This window comes from Bradyrhizobium tunisiense (assembly GCF_042263385.1).
In the GTDB taxonomy this organism is placed as follows: Bacteria; Pseudomonadota; Alphaproteobacteria; order Rhizobiales; family Xanthobacteraceae; genus Bradyrhizobium; species Bradyrhizobium tunisiense.
This window is the reverse complement of the sequence record NZ_JBHLEV010000002.1, coordinates 380,140-396,157: the sequence shown is the minus strand read 5'-3', so window position 1 is coordinate 396,157 and position 16,018 is coordinate 380,140. Positions and strand designations below refer to the sequence as shown.

17 protein-coding genes are annotated in these 16,018 nt (G+C 64.0%); 7 read left to right on the top strand and 10 right to left on the bottom strand.

Going from position 1 to position 16,018, the window contains the following annotated elements; all coding sequences use genetic code 11:
• Positions 1-9 precede the first annotated feature (9 nt).
• From ACFDR6_RS09175 to ACFDR6_RS09150, 6 genes are all read right to left on the bottom strand, one after another.
• Positions 10-978, bottom strand: coding sequence for a sugar kinase (locus tag ACFDR6_RS09175; RefSeq protein ID WP_375858096.1), 969 nt, complete (start codon positions 976-978; stop codon positions 10-12).
• Positions 979-1,001: 23 nt separating this feature from the next.
• Positions 1,002-1,988, bottom strand: coding sequence for a D-erythronate dehydrogenase (denD, locus tag ACFDR6_RS09170; protein ID WP_212086787.1), 987 nt, complete (start codon positions 1,986-1,988; stop codon positions 1,002-1,004).
• Between the two features lie 67 nt (positions 1,989-2,055).
• Positions 2,056-2,979, bottom strand: coding sequence for a carbohydrate ABC transporter permease (locus ACFDR6_RS09165; RefSeq protein ID WP_212086789.1), 924 nt, complete (start codon positions 2,977-2,979; stop codon positions 2,056-2,058).
• 81 nt (positions 2,980-3,060) lie between these two features.
• A complete protein-coding gene (locus tag ACFDR6_RS09160; protein ID WP_375847797.1) occupies positions 3,061-3,978 on the bottom strand; it encodes a carbohydrate ABC transporter permease in 918 nt (305 codons plus the stop codon).
• Positions 3,979-4,078: 100 nt separating this feature from the next.
• Complete coding sequence (locus ACFDR6_RS09155) at positions 4,079-5,398, bottom strand: ABC transporter substrate-binding protein (protein ID WP_375858095.1); 1,320 nt, start codon at positions 5,396-5,398, stop codon at positions 4,079-4,081.
• A gap of 47 nt (positions 5,399-5,445) precedes the next feature.
• The gene (locus ACFDR6_RS09150; protein WP_212086793.1) at positions 5,446-6,513 is read right to left on the bottom strand and encodes an ABC transporter ATP-binding protein; all 1,068 of its coding nucleotides are present in this window, start codon (positions 6,511-6,513) and stop codon (positions 5,446-5,448) included.
• Between the two features lie 201 nt (positions 6,514-6,714).
• Here ACFDR6_RS09150 and gntR point away from each other — a divergent pair, with 201 nt between their 5' ends.
• From gntR to ACFDR6_RS09115, 7 genes are all read left to right on the top strand, one after another.
• Positions 6,715-7,815, top strand: a complete 1,101-nt coding sequence (gene gntR, locus ACFDR6_RS09145) for an HTH-type transcriptional regulator GntR (protein ID WP_375858094.1) — start codon at positions 6,715-6,717, stop codon at positions 7,813-7,815.
• 120 nt (positions 7,816-7,935) lie between these two features.
• Positions 7,936-9,765, top strand: a complete 1,830-nt coding sequence (locus tag ACFDR6_RS09140; protein WP_212086796.1) for an IlvD/Edd family dehydratase — start codon at positions 7,936-7,938, stop codon at positions 9,763-9,765.
• 137 nt (positions 9,766-9,902) lie between these two features.
• The gene (locus ACFDR6_RS09135; protein WP_212086798.1) at positions 9,903-10,634 is read left to right on the top strand and encodes an SDR family oxidoreductase; all 732 of its coding nucleotides are present in this window, start codon (positions 9,903-9,905) and stop codon (positions 10,632-10,634) included.
• Between the two features lie 12 nt (positions 10,635-10,646).
• Positions 10,647-11,393, top strand: a complete 747-nt coding sequence (locus ACFDR6_RS09130) for an SDR family NAD(P)-dependent oxidoreductase (protein ID WP_317239880.1) — start codon at positions 10,647-10,649, stop codon at positions 11,391-11,393.
• A gap of 7 nt (positions 11,394-11,400) precedes the next feature.
• Positions 11,401-11,793 (top strand): GFA family protein, encoded by a 393-nt coding sequence (locus tag ACFDR6_RS09125; RefSeq protein WP_212086803.1) that lies wholly within the window; start codon positions 11,401-11,403, stop codon positions 11,791-11,793.
• Positions 11,794-11,944: 151 nt separating this feature from the next.
• Complete coding sequence (locus ACFDR6_RS09120; protein WP_317239882.1) at positions 11,945-12,625, top strand: site-2 protease family protein; 681 nt, start codon at positions 11,945-11,947, stop codon at positions 12,623-12,625.
• Between the two features lie 62 nt (positions 12,626-12,687).
• Entirely contained in the window at positions 12,688-13,110 is a 423-nt protein-coding gene (locus ACFDR6_RS09115; RefSeq protein ID WP_375858551.1) for a hypothetical protein, read from the top strand.
• On the opposite strand, the gene ACFDR6_RS09110 is transcribed toward ACFDR6_RS09115, so the two are convergent.
• The 4 genes from ACFDR6_RS09110 to ACFDR6_RS09095 are packed head-to-tail and all read right to left on the bottom strand — an operon-like array spanning position 13,098 to position 16,016.
• Positions 13,098-13,916 (bottom strand): TonB family protein, encoded by an 819-nt coding sequence (locus tag ACFDR6_RS09110; protein ID WP_375858093.1) that lies wholly within the window; start codon positions 13,914-13,916, stop codon positions 13,098-13,100. The two genes, ACFDR6_RS09115 and ACFDR6_RS09110, sit on opposite strands and share 13 nt — an antisense overlap.
• A 10-nt stretch (positions 13,917-13,926) precedes the next feature.
• Positions 13,927-14,385, bottom strand: coding sequence for a TonB system transport protein ExbD (gene exbD, locus ACFDR6_RS09105; RefSeq protein ID WP_317239884.1), 459 nt, complete (start codon positions 14,383-14,385; stop codon positions 13,927-13,929).
• A gap of 3 nt (positions 14,386-14,388) precedes the next feature.
• Positions 14,389-15,330 (bottom strand): tonB-system energizer ExbB, encoded by a 942-nt coding sequence (exbB, locus tag ACFDR6_RS09100; protein WP_375858092.1) that lies wholly within the window; start codon positions 15,328-15,330, stop codon positions 14,389-14,391.
• Positions 15,327-16,016 (bottom strand): Fe2+-dependent dioxygenase, encoded by a 690-nt coding sequence (locus ACFDR6_RS09095; RefSeq protein ID WP_375858091.1) that lies wholly within the window; start codon positions 16,014-16,016, stop codon positions 15,327-15,329. The genes exbB and ACFDR6_RS09095 overlap by 4 nt, the downstream gene beginning before the upstream one ends.
• Positions 16,017-16,018: the final 2 nt, after the last annotated feature.

Genomic DNA, 16,018 nt, shown 5'->3' with positions numbered 1-16,018 from the left:
TCTTTTCGTTTACTTGGTCGCTTGGCGCGTGGTCGCCGGCCGGTGCCGCTTCTTGGGCGGCATGGCATAGCCCGGAATGATGGCGCCGGCATAGCAGATCACGACGCTGGCGAGACGATGCCCGGCCTGGGCCGCCTCGACCGGATCGGAACCGGCCAGCCGGGCCGCGATATAGGCTGCGGCAAAGCTATCGCCGGCCGCCGTGGTGTCGACGACGGGGTTCGTCATGGGTTCGGCGCGGACCTCGTGGGTGCCACCGGGGAAGCGCAGCAGGCTGACGGGCTCAGGAAGCCGGAACACCAGCTCGGGCGTGGGAATGCGCGCCATCAATTGCTCGTTGCTCTCGCCGGGATACAGCGCAAGCAGATCCTCGGTCGAGGTCAGCACGATGTCGGCGGCCGTAAACGCTGAAGCAAACGCCTCGCGCGCGACATCACGGTCCGGCCACCCCCGCGCGCGAAAGTTCGTGTCGAACACGAAGCGGGTGCCGAGCAGGCGCGCCCGCTTGATCGCCGCGAACAGGCGATCCCGCCCCGAAGCATCGTAGATCGAGAGCGTGATGGCGGAGAGATAGACGATATCGTAGCTCATCAGCGAATTGAGCAGCTCGTCCGTCTCCGGCAGGCTCATCAGCTGCCGCGCCGCCGCGCTGTCGCGCCAGTGGAAGAACTGGCGCTCGCCCTTTGCATCCGTCTGGATCATGTAGAGGCCGGGCAGTTTTCCGGCCAGGCGCACGACGCGCCTCGTGCCGACACCTTCCGCAGTCCAGGCCGCGATCATCTCATCGCTCAAGGCGTCGTCGCCGAGCGCAGTGAGATAGTCGACCTTGACGTCGAGCCGCGCGAGGTACACCGCGGTGTTGAGCGTGTCGCCGCCGAAGCCGCGCGAATACAGGCCGCCCCCCTGCCCCGCAGACGCGCCCCCCTGGGCCTGCCTGAGCTCGACCATGCATTCGCCGATGCAAGCAACGCTCGCCATCATGTGACCCGCGCAGTCAGAGATCAGGCGACGAAATTGCCGCCGAGCTCGTCTTCGATGTGAATGCGGATGATGTCGTCGAAAGTCTTCTCGGCCGTGGTGAAGCCGAGCTCGAGCGACCGCTTCGCATTGAAATTGCGCGGCCAGCCGCCGACGATACCGACGATGAACGGATCCGGCTCGCGCTTGATCCGGGCAGCGACCTTCTCGCCCGCAACCCGCTTCAGCGCGGCGATCTGCTCGCCGACCGTCGCCGACAGGCCCGGCATAGTCAGATTGCGGCGCGGGCCGACCGCGGCCAGATCCATCGTGCCGGCGTGGAGCAGGAAGCCCACCGCGGAGCGTGGCGTCGCATGCCAGTGGCGGACGTCCTCGGAGACGGGAAGAACCGCTTCCTTGCCCGCCAGGGGTTCGCGCAGGATGTTGGAGAAGAAGCCCGATGCCGCCTTGTTGGGCAGGCCGGGCCGGATGCAGATGGTCGGCAGGCGAATGCCGATACCGTCGAGGAAGCCGCGGCGCGAATAGTCGGCCAGCAGGAGTTCGCCGATCGCCTTCTGGGCGCCGTAGCTGAGCAGCGGCGTATGGAAGAACTCGTCGCCGATCGCATCCGGGAACGGCGCGCCGAACACCGCGATCGAGGACGTGAAGACCACGCGCGGCTTGTAGCCGCCGCCAACGAGCCTGACGGCATCGAGCAGCATTCGGGTGCCGTCGAGATTGATGCGGTAGCCCTTGTCGAAATCGAGCTCGGCTTCGCCGGAGACGATGGCGGCAAGATGGAAGATCACGTCCGGGCGGCCGGCGATCAGCTTTTCGGCCGCGCCCGGCACGGCGAAATCGCCCGACACCGTCTCGACGGGGAAACCGGCCTTCTCCGGCTTCTTCGGCTCGACCACGTCGTGCATGGTCAGTTTCGTGATGTCGGTCTTGCCGAGCCGGCCGTCGCGCAACAGCCGTTCACAGAGTTTGCGGCCGACCATGCCGGCGGCACCGAGAACCAGAACGTGCAAGAGCTAACTCCTTGTTATTGGCCGGAACGCGCAGCCCCTCGCGCGCTCCCGTGGCAGACCCCCGTGATCACTCCTTCACGGCGCCGGTCATCGCGGACACATAATGCTCCACGAAGAAGGCGTAAAGGATGACGAGCGGCAGCGAGCCGGCCAGGGCTCCCGCCATCAGCGAACCCCAGCGGTAGATGTCGCCGTCCACGAACTCGTTGACGATCGCGACCGGCACCGTCTTGTTGCTGGTCGACTGCAGGAACGTCAACGCGTAGATGAACTCGTTCCAGCACAGGGTGAAGCAAAAGATGAAGGCCGAGATCAGGCCGGGGATTGCGAGCGGCAGGACGATCTTGGTCAGGATCTGCCAGCGGCTCGCGCCGTCGATCAGCGCGCATTCCTCGAGCTCGAACGGAATGGTCTTGAAATAGCCCATCAAGAGCCAGGTCGAGAACGGGATCAGGATAGTCGGATAGGTCAGGATCAGCGCCAGCGGCGAGTCGAACAGCCCGTACTGGAAGACGACGGTGGCGAGCGGGATGAACAGGATCGACGGCGGCACGAGATAGGCGAGGAAGATCAGCCCGCCGACGAGATTGGCACCCTTGTAGCGCAAGCGCACGATGGCGTAGGCGGCCAACACCGACGCGATGATCGAGAGCACCGTGGCGCAGACCGCCACGTACATCGTGTTCCAGAGCCAATACGGATAGTAGCTCTCGAACAGCAGCTTGTGGAAATGCTTGAAGGTCGGATTCCAGGTCCAGAACGGGTTGTACCTGTCGAGATCGAGCAGCTGCTCGTCCGGCTTCACCGAGGTCAGCGCCATCCAGTAGAACGGAAACAGGAGCACCACGACGATGATCGCGAGCGGCAGGTACAGCGTCACGAGCCGGCGCGGCACCGACTGCAGATAGCTCATGCCCTCGCTGTTATCGACGCGGGAGGGCCCCGATATGACGGCCTTGAGATCGACTTTCGAGGCAGGAAGATCAGTCATTGTTCTCCCCCTGTTGCCACTTGCGACAGCGCGCGCGGGGCTTGCCCCGTTCGCGCAAAAGAGAGGGAAACAGTGCGGGGATCAGTCATTGTTCTCCCCCTGTTGCCACTTGCGACGCTGCAGGCCGAACCAGGACACCATGATCGCCGCGAGCAGGAATGGAATCATGGCGCTCGAGATCGCCGCGCCCTCGCCGAGCTGCCCGGCGATGATCGCGCGCTGGTAGGACAGCGTCGCCATCAGATGGGTGGCGTTGACCGGGCCGCCGCGCGTCATCGCCCAGATCAGCTGGAAATCGGTGAAGGTGAACAGCACCGAGAAGGTCATCACGACGGCGATGATCGGCGTCAGCAGCGGATAGGTGATGAACCGGAAATTCTGCCAGCGTGTGGCGCCGTCGAGCGTTGCGGCCTCATAGAGCGACGGCGACACCGTCTGCAGGCCCGCGAGCAGCGTGATCGCCACGAAAGGCACGCCGCGCCAGATATTGGCGAAGATCACGCAAATGCGCGCCCAGGTCGTATCGCCGAGGAAGTTGATGTTTTGATCGATCAGACCGAGATGCTTCAGCGACCAGGAGATGATCGAGAATTGCGAGTCGAAGATCCACCAGAACGCCAAGGCCGAGAGCACCGTCGGCACGATGAAGGGGATGAGCACCATCGCGCGCAGCATCGCCTTGAACGGCATATTCTCGTTCAGCAGCAGCGCGAGATAGAGTCCGATCGCGAATTTGAGGGCGCTGGCGACGAAGGTGTAGAGCAGCGTGTTGAACACCGACAGCCAGAAGATCGAATCGTCCCACAGCCACTCATAGTTCTCGGTGCCGACAAATTGCCCGACCCTGCCGATGCGGGTGTCCGTGAAGGACAGCCAGATGCCGAGCCCCAGCGGATAGGCCAGGAAGAAGATCAGGAACGCCATGGCCGGCACCATGAACCAGAAGCCGAGCCAGTTGCGATTGTGTTTGAGCTGGGTCCAGGCGCCGTCCTCGCTCATCTGAGGCTTGGCCCGGGGAATTGCGACATCAGCCATGCCCGATATCCCTGATCGAAATGTTGACGAGCGGGCGGCGCGACTGCCGCCCGCTCCGTGACCCTCAGCGATAGATGCGCTTCAGCTGGCGCTCGGCTTCCGCCATCGCGCCCTTCGCATCCTTGGTGCCGGTGCAGTAATTGGCGAACATGTCGACGACGATGAAGTCGGCGATTGCCGTTGCCGCCTTCTCGCCGACCGTACCGATACCGGCCGCCGGCAGCGTGCGCTTGGACGCCTGCGAGAACACGGCGTTCTTGGGATCGGCCTTCCAGATCGGCGCCGATTCATAGCCGTTCAAGGTCTGCGTCAGATACCCCTGCGCGCCATCCAGCCACTTCTCGTAGTTCTCCTTCTCCAGCATGAAGGCGACGAATGCCTTTGCCGCGTTCGGGTATTTGGTGAAGTTGAAGGCGAGGATCGGCAGCGCAAGCTGCAGCTCGCTCGGCTTGCCGACCGGTCCGACCGGCCAGAGCGCGTGATAGGTGTCCTCGGCGAGATCCTTCTTGCTCGCATCGGTCTTGGCGGCGACGTAGATCGAGATGCCGTTCGCCGTGCAATAGAGTTCGCCGGCGAGGAACGCCTTGTTGTTGGAGGAATCGTTCCAGGACGCCGTGCCCGGGATGAAGGCCTCGTACAGCGACTTGCAATATTCCAGCGCCTTCGCCGTCTCCGGCGAATTGATGATGATCTTGTCGTTCTGGTCGACCGTGTAGGCGCCGTGGCCCCAGAGCACCCAGTGCAGCCAGGAATTGCCATCACCCGACGCATGCCCGAGCGCGAAGCCGGCCGGCGTGTTGTTCGCCTTCAGCGCCTTGCACATCTCGAGGAAACCGGGGAAATCCTTCGGGAATTCCTTGAACCCCGCCTTGTCGAGCGCCGACTTGCGGTACGTCATGTAGCCGCCATTGGTCGCGACGGGAATGCCGAGCCAGTCGTTGCCTTGCTTGCAGGTCTTGGCGGCGGCATCGGTCCAGCCGCCATATTTGTTGCCGAGATAATCAGCAACGTCGTTCATCTTCAGCACTTTGGTGGGGAACAGCTGCGGCAGCGTGTGCAAGCCCCAAGCGAGATCGAGCCCGGAGCCGGTATTGGCCGCGACCGAGGCCTTCGGCTGCACGTCCTCGAAGGATTCGCTGAACACATTCATCTCGGTGCCGGTGGCGGCCTTGAACGCCGCGACCATTGCGTTGAACGCATCGTCTTCCGCCGGCACGAAGCGCTTCCAGCGCATCACGGTCAGCTTGGCACCGGGCTCGGCCTTCCAGGGCGCGCTCTGCGCCCAGGCCTTGGCGAAATCGAACAGTGCCGGTCCGGTGAGCATGCCGGTTGCAGCCAGTGCCGTTCCGCCTTGAAGCAGAGTCCGGCGGGTAAAGTCTTGCATGTCGTCCTCCCTGTGATGCTTTTTTATTATCTCAACTCGAACTTGCGCTACGCGTTCAGGCGCTTCCCCGTCGCCTCGTCGAACAAATGGACCAGCGACGGGTCGGGCTTCAGCCGGACCTTGTCACCCGGGTTGAACTGGTGGCGCTCGCGGAAGACCGCGACGACCTGCTCGCCGCCGATCTTGGCGAACACTTGCGTCTCCGAGCCGGTCGGCTCGACCACGACGATCTCGGCTTCAGCGCCGTCATCGGCAATGGTGAAGTGCTCGGGCCGCACGCCGTAGACGGCGGGAAGGCCGTCGGACGCTGCGGGCGCGGACTTGAGCGGCAGCTTGACGCCGTTCGGCCCCTCGAAGGTGGCGACGCCGTTGCTGCGCACATGCCCCTTCAGGAAGTTCATCGCGGGCGAGCCGATGAAGCCGGCGACGAACTGATTGTCAGGCTTGTCGTAGAGCTCGAGCGGCGTACCCATCTGCTCGACGATGCCGTCATGCATGACGACGATCTTGTCGGCCATGGTCATGGCTTCGATCTGATCGTGGGTGACGTAGACGGTCGTCGTCTTCAGCCGCTGGTGCAGCTCCTTGATCTCGGTACGCATGGCGACGCGCAGCTTGGCGTCGAGGTTCGACAAGGGCTCGTCGAACAGGAAGACCTGGGGATCGCGCACTATGGCGCGGCCCATCGCGACGCGCTGGCGCTGGCCGCCCGAGAGCTGGCGCGGATAGCGATCGAGCAGCGGCGTCAGTGCGAGAATTTCGGCGGCGCGCCTGACGCGCTTGTTGATCTCGTCGGAGCCGGCATTCCGCAGCTTCAGCGAGAAGCCCATGTTGTCGGCGACCGTCATGTGCGGATAGAGCGCGTAGTTCTGGAAGACCATTGCAATGTCCCGCTCCTTGGGCTGGACATTGTTGACGACGCGGTCGCCGATCGAGATCGTGCCGGAGGTGATGTTCTCGAGACCGGCGAGCATGCGCAGAAGCGTCGACTTGCCGCAGCCGGAGGGGCCGACCAGAACGACGAATTGGCCGTCCTCGATCGGTACAGTCACGCCGTGCAGGACTTCAAAATTGCCGAACGATTTCCGCACGTCGCGGATTTGCACAGACGACATCTAGCTCCCTCCTCGAAAGTCCACGACGCATCGAGCGCCGCGACCGTCTTGTTTTTCAGACTTCACCGGACCAGGCCCGATCTTAGCGGGCAACATTGTCGGCAGTTTGTGCGGTTTTGGCAATTTGTCTTTGGTTAGTCGGTGCTGGTAGCGCTGTCAACGTTCCTTTGTTTGCAGGCCCGACTATGATAAGAGCAACAAATGGGTCGAAAACGCACCAAGTCAGGCAAAATCCGGCTGGCGGAAGTCGCCGAGCTTGCCGGCGTCAGCCCGATTACGGCGTCCCGCTTCTTTCGTAATCCGGAGGCCCTGTCGATCGGCAAGCGGACGCGGGTCGAGAGCGCGGCCAAGGAGCTCGGCTATGTCCCGAACCTTGCGGCGCGCGCGCTGGCCTCGCAACGCACCGAAGTCATCGGCGTTCTGATCCCCTCTCTCACCAACAACGTGTTTTCGGACGTGCTGCGCGGCATCTACGATGCGTCCGAAGGCAACCGCTACTCGATCCAATTGTCCAACACACGCTACAGCATTCTCCAGGAGGAGAAGCTGCTGCGCCTGTTTCTCGCGCAGAAGCCGGCCGGCCTGATCGTTACCGGCATCGACCAGACCGCGGAATCGCGCGCGATGCTGGAGGCCGCCGACTGCCCGATCGTGCAGATCATGGAGATCGGCCCCGATCCGGTCGACATGATGATCGGCTTTTCGCACTATGACGCAGCCCGCGCAGCGGTTTCGCACCTGTTCGAACAGGGGCACCGCAAGATCGGCTTCGTCGGCGCGCGCATGGACCCGCGGGTGCAGCGGCGGCTTGACGGATATGTCTCGGCCATGAAAGACGCCGGATTGTTCGAGCAGCGCCAAGTCGTCACGACCGCAACACCGACCTCCGTGACGCTCGGCGGCGCTCTGTTCACCGATCTGCTGGCGCGAGAGCCGGGCCTCGATGCGGTGTTCTGCGCCAATGACGACCTCGCGCTCGGCGTTCTGTTCGAATGCCGGCGCCGCGACATCGCGGTCCCCGATCAGATCGCGATCGTCGGCTTCAACGACCTCGAATTCATGGCATCCGCCGTCCCCACCCTCACCAGCGTGCGCACCAACCGCTACGAGATGGGCAAGACGGCCGCCACCATGCTGATCGAGGCGATCGATGGACGGCGTCCGGAGCAGCCGGTGCTCGATCTCGGCTTCAAGGTCATCGAGCGGCAAAGCTCGTCGTCGCGCCATTCGGAGAGCCGGCCGGCCGTTTCAGCCGTGGGTGCGGCGAACAAAATGGTAGCGTTACCAAGTAGCCATGACTAGTATCGCCATTGTGAGGAAACGACCCGTCAGCGGGCCAGCGATCCATCATTCGCGCCGTTGGGCATCGCACGAGCCGGCACTCCAGGCCGGACGTGTGCGTTTGCATTGCAGGAGAAGCCAATGACAAAAAAAACAACCAATGGGCATGCGCCCGCCGGCAACGGCTCGCGACGCCACCTTCGCTCGCAGGAATGGTTCAACAACCCGCATAACCCGGGCATGACTGCGCTCTATATGGAGCGCTACCTCAATTACGGCCTCACGCGCGCCGAGCTGCAGTCCGGCAAGCCGATCATCGGCATCGCCCAGACCGGCAACGACCTTTCTCCCTGCAACCGCCACCATATCGAGCTCGCGCACCGCGTCCGCGAAGGCATCCGCGAGGCCGGCGGCATCGCGATGGAATTCCCGACCCATCCGATCCAGGAGACCGGCAAGCGTCCGACCGCAGCGCTCGACCGCAATCTCGCCTATCTCGGCCTGGTCGAGATCCTCTACGGCTACCCGCTCGACGGCGTGGTGCTGACCACCGGCTGCGACAAGACCACGCCGGCCTGCATGATGGCGGCGGCGACCGTGAACCTGCCCGCGATCGTGCTGTCGGGCGGCCCGATGCTGAACGGCTGGCATGCCGGCGAGCGCACCGGCTCCGGCACCATCGTCTGGAAGTCGCGCGAGCGGCTCGCCGCCGGCGAGATCGACTACGAGGAATTCATGGAGATCGTGGCCTCCTCGGCGCCCTCGGTCGGCCATTGCAACACCATGGGCACCGCCTCGACCATGAACGGGCTCGCCGAAGCACTCGGCTTCTCGCTGCCGGGCTGCGCGGCGATCCCCGCACCCTATCGCGAACGCGGCCAGATCGCCTACGAGACGGGAAAACGCGCCGTCGAGATGGTCTGGGAAGACCTCAAGCCGTCGGACATCCTGACCCGCAAGGCGTTCGAGAACTGCATCGTGATCAATTCGGCGATCGGCGGCTCGACCAACGCACCGATCCACATCAACGCCCTCGCCCGTCACATCGGCGTCGAGCTCTCGATCGAGGACTGGCAAAAATTCGGCCACGACGTGCCGCTGCTGGTCAACATGCAGCCTGCAGGCTTCTATCTCGGCGAGGAATTCCATCGCGCCGGCGGCGTGCCGGCGGTGGTACGCGAATTGATGAAGCACAAGCGCATCCATGAGGATGCGGTCACCGTCAACGGGCGCGGCATCGGCGAGAATTGCAAGGATGCGCCAAAGCCCGACAATGACGTGATCTGGGCTTATGACAAGCCGCTGGTGAAGGACGCCGGCTTCCTGGTGCTGAAGGGCAATCTGTTCGACTCGGCGATCATGAAGACCTCGGTGATCTCAAAGGAATTCCGCGACCGCTATCTCAGCAACCCGAAGGACCTGAACGCATTCGAGGGCCGTGCCATCGTGTTCGAGGGACCGGAGGATTATCACGAGCGGATCGACGATGCCTCGCTCGACATCGACGAGCGCTGCGTGCTGTTCATCCGCGGCACCGGGCCGATCGGCTACCCTGGTGGTGCCGAGGTCGTGAACATGCAGCCGCCCGCGGCGCTGATCAAACGCGGCATCCTGTCCCTGCCCTGTATCGGCGACGGCCGCCAGTCCGGCACCTCGGGTTCGCCCTCGATCCTGAACGCCTCGCCGGAGGCTGCCGCCAATGGCGGCCTTGCGGTCCTCAAGACCGGCGACAAGGTGCGCATCGACCTCAACAAGGGCAGCGCCAACATCCTGATCTCGGACGAGGAGCTGAAGAAGCGTCACGCCGAGCTGAAGGCCGCCGGCGGCTTCAAGTATCCCGAAAACCAGACCCCGTGGCAGGAGATCTACCGCAACACCGTCGGCCAGCAATCGACCGGCGCCTGCATGGAGCTCGCCACAAGGTACCAGAACGTCGCCGGCACGTTTGGCGTGGCGCGGGACAATCACTAACAACGTCTGTCATTCCGGGGCGCGACGCAGTCGCGAGCCCGGAATCCATCGAACCTCATAACACGCTGCACAATGGATTCCGGGCTCGCGCCAAGAGGCGCGCCCCGGAATGACGAACCTACAAGGAGAAAAACGACATGGCAGACCGCCTCAAGGGCAAACGCGCCGTCATCACGGCTGCAGCCGCAGGCATCGGCCGCGCATGCGCCATCGCATTCGCGCGTGAAGGCGCCACCGTGATCGCCACCGACATCAATGAAGCCGGAATCGCGGGCCTGACCAAGGAAGGCATCGCCGAGGTCGCAAAGCTCGACGTCCGCAACACCGCCGACGTCAACGCCTTTGCCAAGCGTGTCGGCAGGATCGACATCCTGCTCAACGCGGCGGGCTTCGTGCACCACGGCACCATCCTGGAATGCTCGGAAGAGGATTTTGACTTCTCGTTCGACCTCAACGTCAAGTCGATGCACCGGACCATCAAGGCCTTCCTGCCGGACATGCTGGCGGGCGGTGGCGGCAGCATCGTCAACATCTCGTCCTGCGCGGCGCTGCGGCCGCCGGCCAACCGTTACGTCTACAGCTCGTCCAAGGCGGCGGTGTCGCTGCTGACGCGCGCGGTCGCGCTCGACTTCATCACCAAGGGTATCCGCTGCAACTCGATCTGCCCCGGCACCGTCGAGACGCCCTCGATGCTCGATCGCGCCGCCGCGCAAGGCCCGCAAGGCAAGGAGATGTTCATCTCCCGCCAGAAGATGGGCCGGCTCGGTACCGCCGAGGAAATCGCCAGCATGGCGGTCTATCTCGGCAGCGACGAGAGCGCCTTCACCACCGGCGTCGACCTCGTCGTCGACGGCGGCTACATGCTCTGAGGGGCCGCCAGCATGAACAAGATCGATCTCAACGGCCGCATCGCTGTCGTCACCGGCGGCGCGCAGGGCTTTGGCCGTGCCATCACCGAACGCTTCGTCGCCTCCGGTGCGAAGGTCGCGATCTGGGATTTCGATGCCGCTCTGGCTGAGAAAACCGCAAAGGAGATCGGCGACGGCGCCCGCGTGTTCAAGGTCGACGTCACCGACACCGCGGCGGTCGAGCAGGCCCGCGATGCCACGCTCAAGGCCTTCGGCAAGATCGACATCCTCGTCAACAATGCCGGCATCGCCGGTGTCAACAAGCCGGTCTGGGAGACCGACCTCGAGGAATGGCGCAAGGTTCTGCGCATCAATCTCGACGGTCCCTTCATCGTCTGCAAGGCGATCGTGCCTGCGATGCTCGAGCAGAAATACGGGCGCATCGTCAACATCGCCTCGATTGCCGGCAAGGAAGGCAATCCGAATGCGGCGCATTACTCGGCGTCCAAGGCCGGCCTGATCGCGCTGACGAAATCGCTCGGCAAGGAGCTCGCCGCCCACGACATCCTCGTCAATGCGGTGACCCCGGCGGCGGCGAAGACCGCCATCTTCGACCAGATGACGCAGCAGCATATCGACTTCATGCTGTCGAAGATCCCGAAGGCGCGGTTCGTTCTGGTGGAAGAGCTCGCCGCGATGGTGAGCTGGCTGGCCTCCGAGGATTGTGCGTTCTCGACCGGCGCCGTGTTCGATATCTCGGGCGGGCGCGCAACCTATTGAGGACAGCATGATCCACGAGGGCGGATGCCTGTGCGGCGCGGTGCGGTTCAAGGCGGAGGGCGAGCCGCTCAACGTTCGCGTCTGCCATTGCCGTACCTGCCAGAAGGCGATGGGCTCGCCGTTCTTCGCCCGCGCGCAGTTCGACCAGCGCGCGCTGACCGTGGAAGGCGAAACGGAGCGCTACGCCTCCTCGGAGAACATCGACCGCGTGTTCTGCAAGCGCTGCGGCACGCGGCTGTTCGCCTGGCGGCGCAACGGCACGCTGGCGGGCGTGTCCCTCTCCGTGTTCGACGACCGCAACGCCTTCGCGCCGACCGAGCACATCTGGGTCTCGGAAAAGCCCGCCTGGCTGAAGCTCGACGACGGCCTGGTGCAATACCCGGGGACGATCCCGGCATAGTTGCGCGATTGCACGGCAGCGTGCCGCGGGCGGATCATTTGCGCCGTGGCATTTCGGAACAGGCCACCCTATGTTGAGCTGAAGCGTCGCTGCACCGCCGGTTTGGCTGGAACGGCTGCAAGGCCGCGAGCGAACCGGAACGGATGAGCTGGTGAATATCTCCTTTTATGACTTGTCGGTGTGGGTGCTCCCCCTCGTGCTCGCCATCACCTTCCACGAGGCGGCACATGCCTTCGTTGCCGACCGGCTCGGAGACAATACGGCCGCGCAGCTCGGGCGGGTCAGCTTCAATCCTATCAGGCACATCGACCCGTTCGGCACGCTGATCCTGCCGGCGATGCTGCTGTTTGCGCATTCGCCGTTCCTGTTCGGCTACGCCAAGCCGGTGCCGGTGAATTTCCGCAAGCTTGGCAACCCGAGGCTCGACATGGTCTGGGTGGCGCTGGCCGGGCCTGTCACCAACATCGCGCTGGCGCTGGCCGCGGCCCTCGCCTTCCATGCCCTGCCCCTTGTCCCTGCCAGCTCGGCGAAATGGGTCGCCGACAACCTCAAGAATGCGCTCATCATCAACGCCATCCTCGCGGTCTTCAACATGATGCCGATTCCGCCGCTCGATGGCGGGCGCGTCGCGGTCGGGTTGTTACCCCGTCCCCTCGCCCAGCCGCTGGCCCGGCTCGAGCCGTTCGGGATGCTGATCCTGATCGCGATCCTGATCCTGCTACCGCTTGCGGGTTCCCAGTTCGGTCTAAATCTTGATGTTATTTCAGCAATACTGCGGACGTTGACCGGTTATGTGATTCAGGCTGTTCTCTTCCTGACCGGCAATGCGTAGTTGAACAGCGCCACCGAACACAAGCCGAAGGGCCAGAGGCCGACTTGGTCAAAGCTGCCGATATGTTGATCGCGCGACGCGCAGACACCCGCGCCCGCGCCGATTTCGCCACCTGGAAGATGATGGCCAAGCTCAACGGATCGTCCGCGCTGCCGCCGGAGGCCCAGGAATTCCTGGCGAGCTACCAGAACCTGCTGGCGCAAATGAGCGAGGATGAAGCCACCGAGACGACCATCGGCGCGATCTACAAGGCCTATTATGCCGAGATGGGCGGCGCTGGAACCCCGCCCGACGTCCGCCCGCGTGCGGCGGAGCCGGCCGCGGACAATGTTACCGCCTTCCGCCGTCCGGCACCGAAGCCGAAGAAGGCCGCTTCCTCCGGAGCGGCGGCATACGCTGGTCCCCAGAAACGGCCGCTGCCGGTGGCGCTGATCTTCGCCTGCCTGGTCGTGGTCTATGTCGGCATCCGGCTCTACTGGCGCTGAACCGTCTTCTTCTTTTTCTTCTCGTCCCGCGGCTTGAACTTGATCTCGACGGTGCGCTCGAACCGGTCCTCGGCGAGTTCGGTCGGCGGGACAGGGAAAGGATCGGATTTGTGGACCATGGAGATCGCAGCCGCATCATAGGCCGGGTCTCCGGAGGATTCCACGACGTCGACGGAAACCACGTTGCCTCTGCGGTTGAGCGCGAAACTCACCTTCGCAGTCTGATCCCTGGGCTCCTTGCCCTCCGGATTGACCTTGTGTGCCGCGAGATGTGCGCTGATCTTGCGGTTCCAATCGGCCGTTAGCTTCAGCAGGTCCTTGCCGATGCCGAGCACCGGCGCCATGGCCTTCTCGGCCTCGCGCGTTGCGTCTTCGAAAGTCTGCCGATCCGCTGCAACCGACTTCTGGGACGCCTCCATGGCCGGCGTTTCAACCGCAGCCACCTTCGGATCGTCGTCCTGTTCCTTCTTCGGCTTGTTCTCGGTGACGATACGATCGGCATCCTCGACTTGTTGCGGCCGATCCTGGGGAAGGTCCGTCTCCTTCGTTTCGGTCTTTTGCTCAGGCAGTGCCGGGCGCTCTTCGGACTCGTCCGATTCCGTCGGCGCAACGGGCAGATTGGACTCCTGAACCTCCGGCGACGTCATCTCCACCGCGAACTCCGCGCCGGCTGCCCCCAGACCATCGCTGTCATCATCGGCGCGCAGGTGCGCCAGCGCGAGCGCGGCGCCACCCAGATGAAGCCCGAGCGCCGCCACCGCGGCCAGGATCCAGAGCTTCCGGGATGGTCTGAGTTCGTCCGACATACGGGCCTTCTTAAGGCTGAGCGGCGCCTGCCGCGGGCGCGCCCGGAGCGCCTTCCAGCGCCACCAGTTTCACCCGCGTATAGCCGCCTGCGCGCAAGAGCTCCATGACCCCCATCAATTCCCCATACGGCACCGACTTGTCGGCGCGCAGGAAGACGTATTTGTCCTTGCTCATGTCGGACAGTCCATCGAGCGTCCCGATCAACTCGGCGCGGTGCACCGGGTTTTCTCCGATCGCGAGCGTCAGATCCGGCTTGATGCTGAGATAGGTCGGCTTGTCCGGCTTCTTCTGCGGCGTCGCGCTCGACGTCGGCAGATCGATCGGCAGGTCGACCGTGGAGAGCGGCGCTGCGACCATGAAGATGATCAGCAGCACCAGGATGACGTCGATGAACGGCGTGACGTTGATGTCATGCGTTTCCGCGAAATCGTCGTCTTCGCCGTCATTGTCTGCGAGCGAAACGCCCATGGTTCACTCCGCTGCGCGCGAGTGCACGCTGCCGTGGCTGCGGTCGAGATCACGCGAGAGCAGCCGCCCCGCGGCACCCGAGGCGCGGCTGACGAGTTCGAGATAGCCCTTCGTCACGCGTGAGAAGTGATTGTAGATGATGACGGCGGGGATCGCGGCGACGAGGCCGATCGCGGTGGCGAGCAGTGCCTCGGCGATGCCGGGCGCAACGACGGCAAGGTTCGTGGTCTGCGACTTCGAGATGCCGATGAAGCTGTTCATGATGCCCCAGACCGTGCCGAACAGGCCGACGAAGGGGGACGTCGAGCCGATGGTCGCGAGCACGCCCATGCCGGTCCGGATGCGTCGTGCCTCGGCGCGCACGATCTCCGAAAAGCTGGAGGCCGCGCGCTCCTTGATGCCGGCATCGCTGGACAGGCCGGCCGACATGCGCGCCTCGCGCAGGGCGGCCGCCAGGAAGGACGGCAGGATCCCCTCCTTGGCTCCGAGCGCCATCTGCGCTTCGGCAAGGGAACGCGTCTCCGAAATCTTCTTCAGTGCCGAACGAAGCTTGGCCGATGCGACCGACAGTTCGACCGACTTGGCGATGAAGACGGTCCAGGTCACCAGCGATGCGAAGGCGAGCCCGATCATCACCGCCTTCACGATGACGTCGGCCGACATGAACATGACCCAGGGCGACAGCTCCTTCATCGCCGGCGCGACGGCCGCAGCATCAGGCTTGGCGGTCGTCGAAACGGTGGCCGCCGTTGGAGCTGCGGGCACGGTTGCCGTCGAAGCCGAAGGCGCCGGAGCACTGGGCCCGGTTGCTGCCGGGGCCGGCTGAGCCGTCGATTGCGCCGGTGCCGGCGGGGATTGCGTCTGGGCGGAAACAGGAGATGCGAGCCAGGCGACCGCCAGCATCGCGGCTGCGGCAAGGCTTGCTTTTGAGGTCATGGTCTTCATACTTCGGCCCAGTAGCGAATGAGGTTGTGATAGATACCCGTCAATTTGACCGTTTCGGGATCGTCACGCCCGAGCCGTTCCACCAGCGCCTGTATCGCGGTGTCGAGGTCAAAGATCATGCTCCGAGCTTGATCGTCCCGTATCATGCTCTGAAGCCAGAAGAAAGACGCAACCCGCGTTCCCCTCGTCACGGGGGTGACGAGATGGAGGCTGGTGGAGGGATAGAGCACGCAGTCGCCGGCCGGCAACTTCACTTCGTGCGAGCCGTAAGTGTCCTCGATCACAAGTTCGCCACCGTCGTATTCTTCCGGCTCGGCGAGGAACAGGGTGACCGACAGGTCTGTGCGAATGCGAAGGCCGGTCAGACGGTCACCGCGGATCGCGTTGTCGACATGCAGGCCGAAATGGTGCCCGCTACTTGCGGCATAGCGGTTGAACAACGGCGGGAAGATCTGGAGCGGGATGGCCGCCGCGACGAAACGTGGATTCGACGTCAGCGCCGAGATGATGCGGTTGCCGAGTTTTCGCGCGACCTCGCTATCGGGCGGCAGTTGCTCGTTGCGCTTGACCATCGCCGACTGGGCGCCGGCGGTGGAGCGGCCGTCCTCCCAGTCGCTCGCAGCCATGATGCGGCGGAAATCCCCCACATCATCCTTGCTGAGAACGGCTGGCAGGCAGGTCAACATGA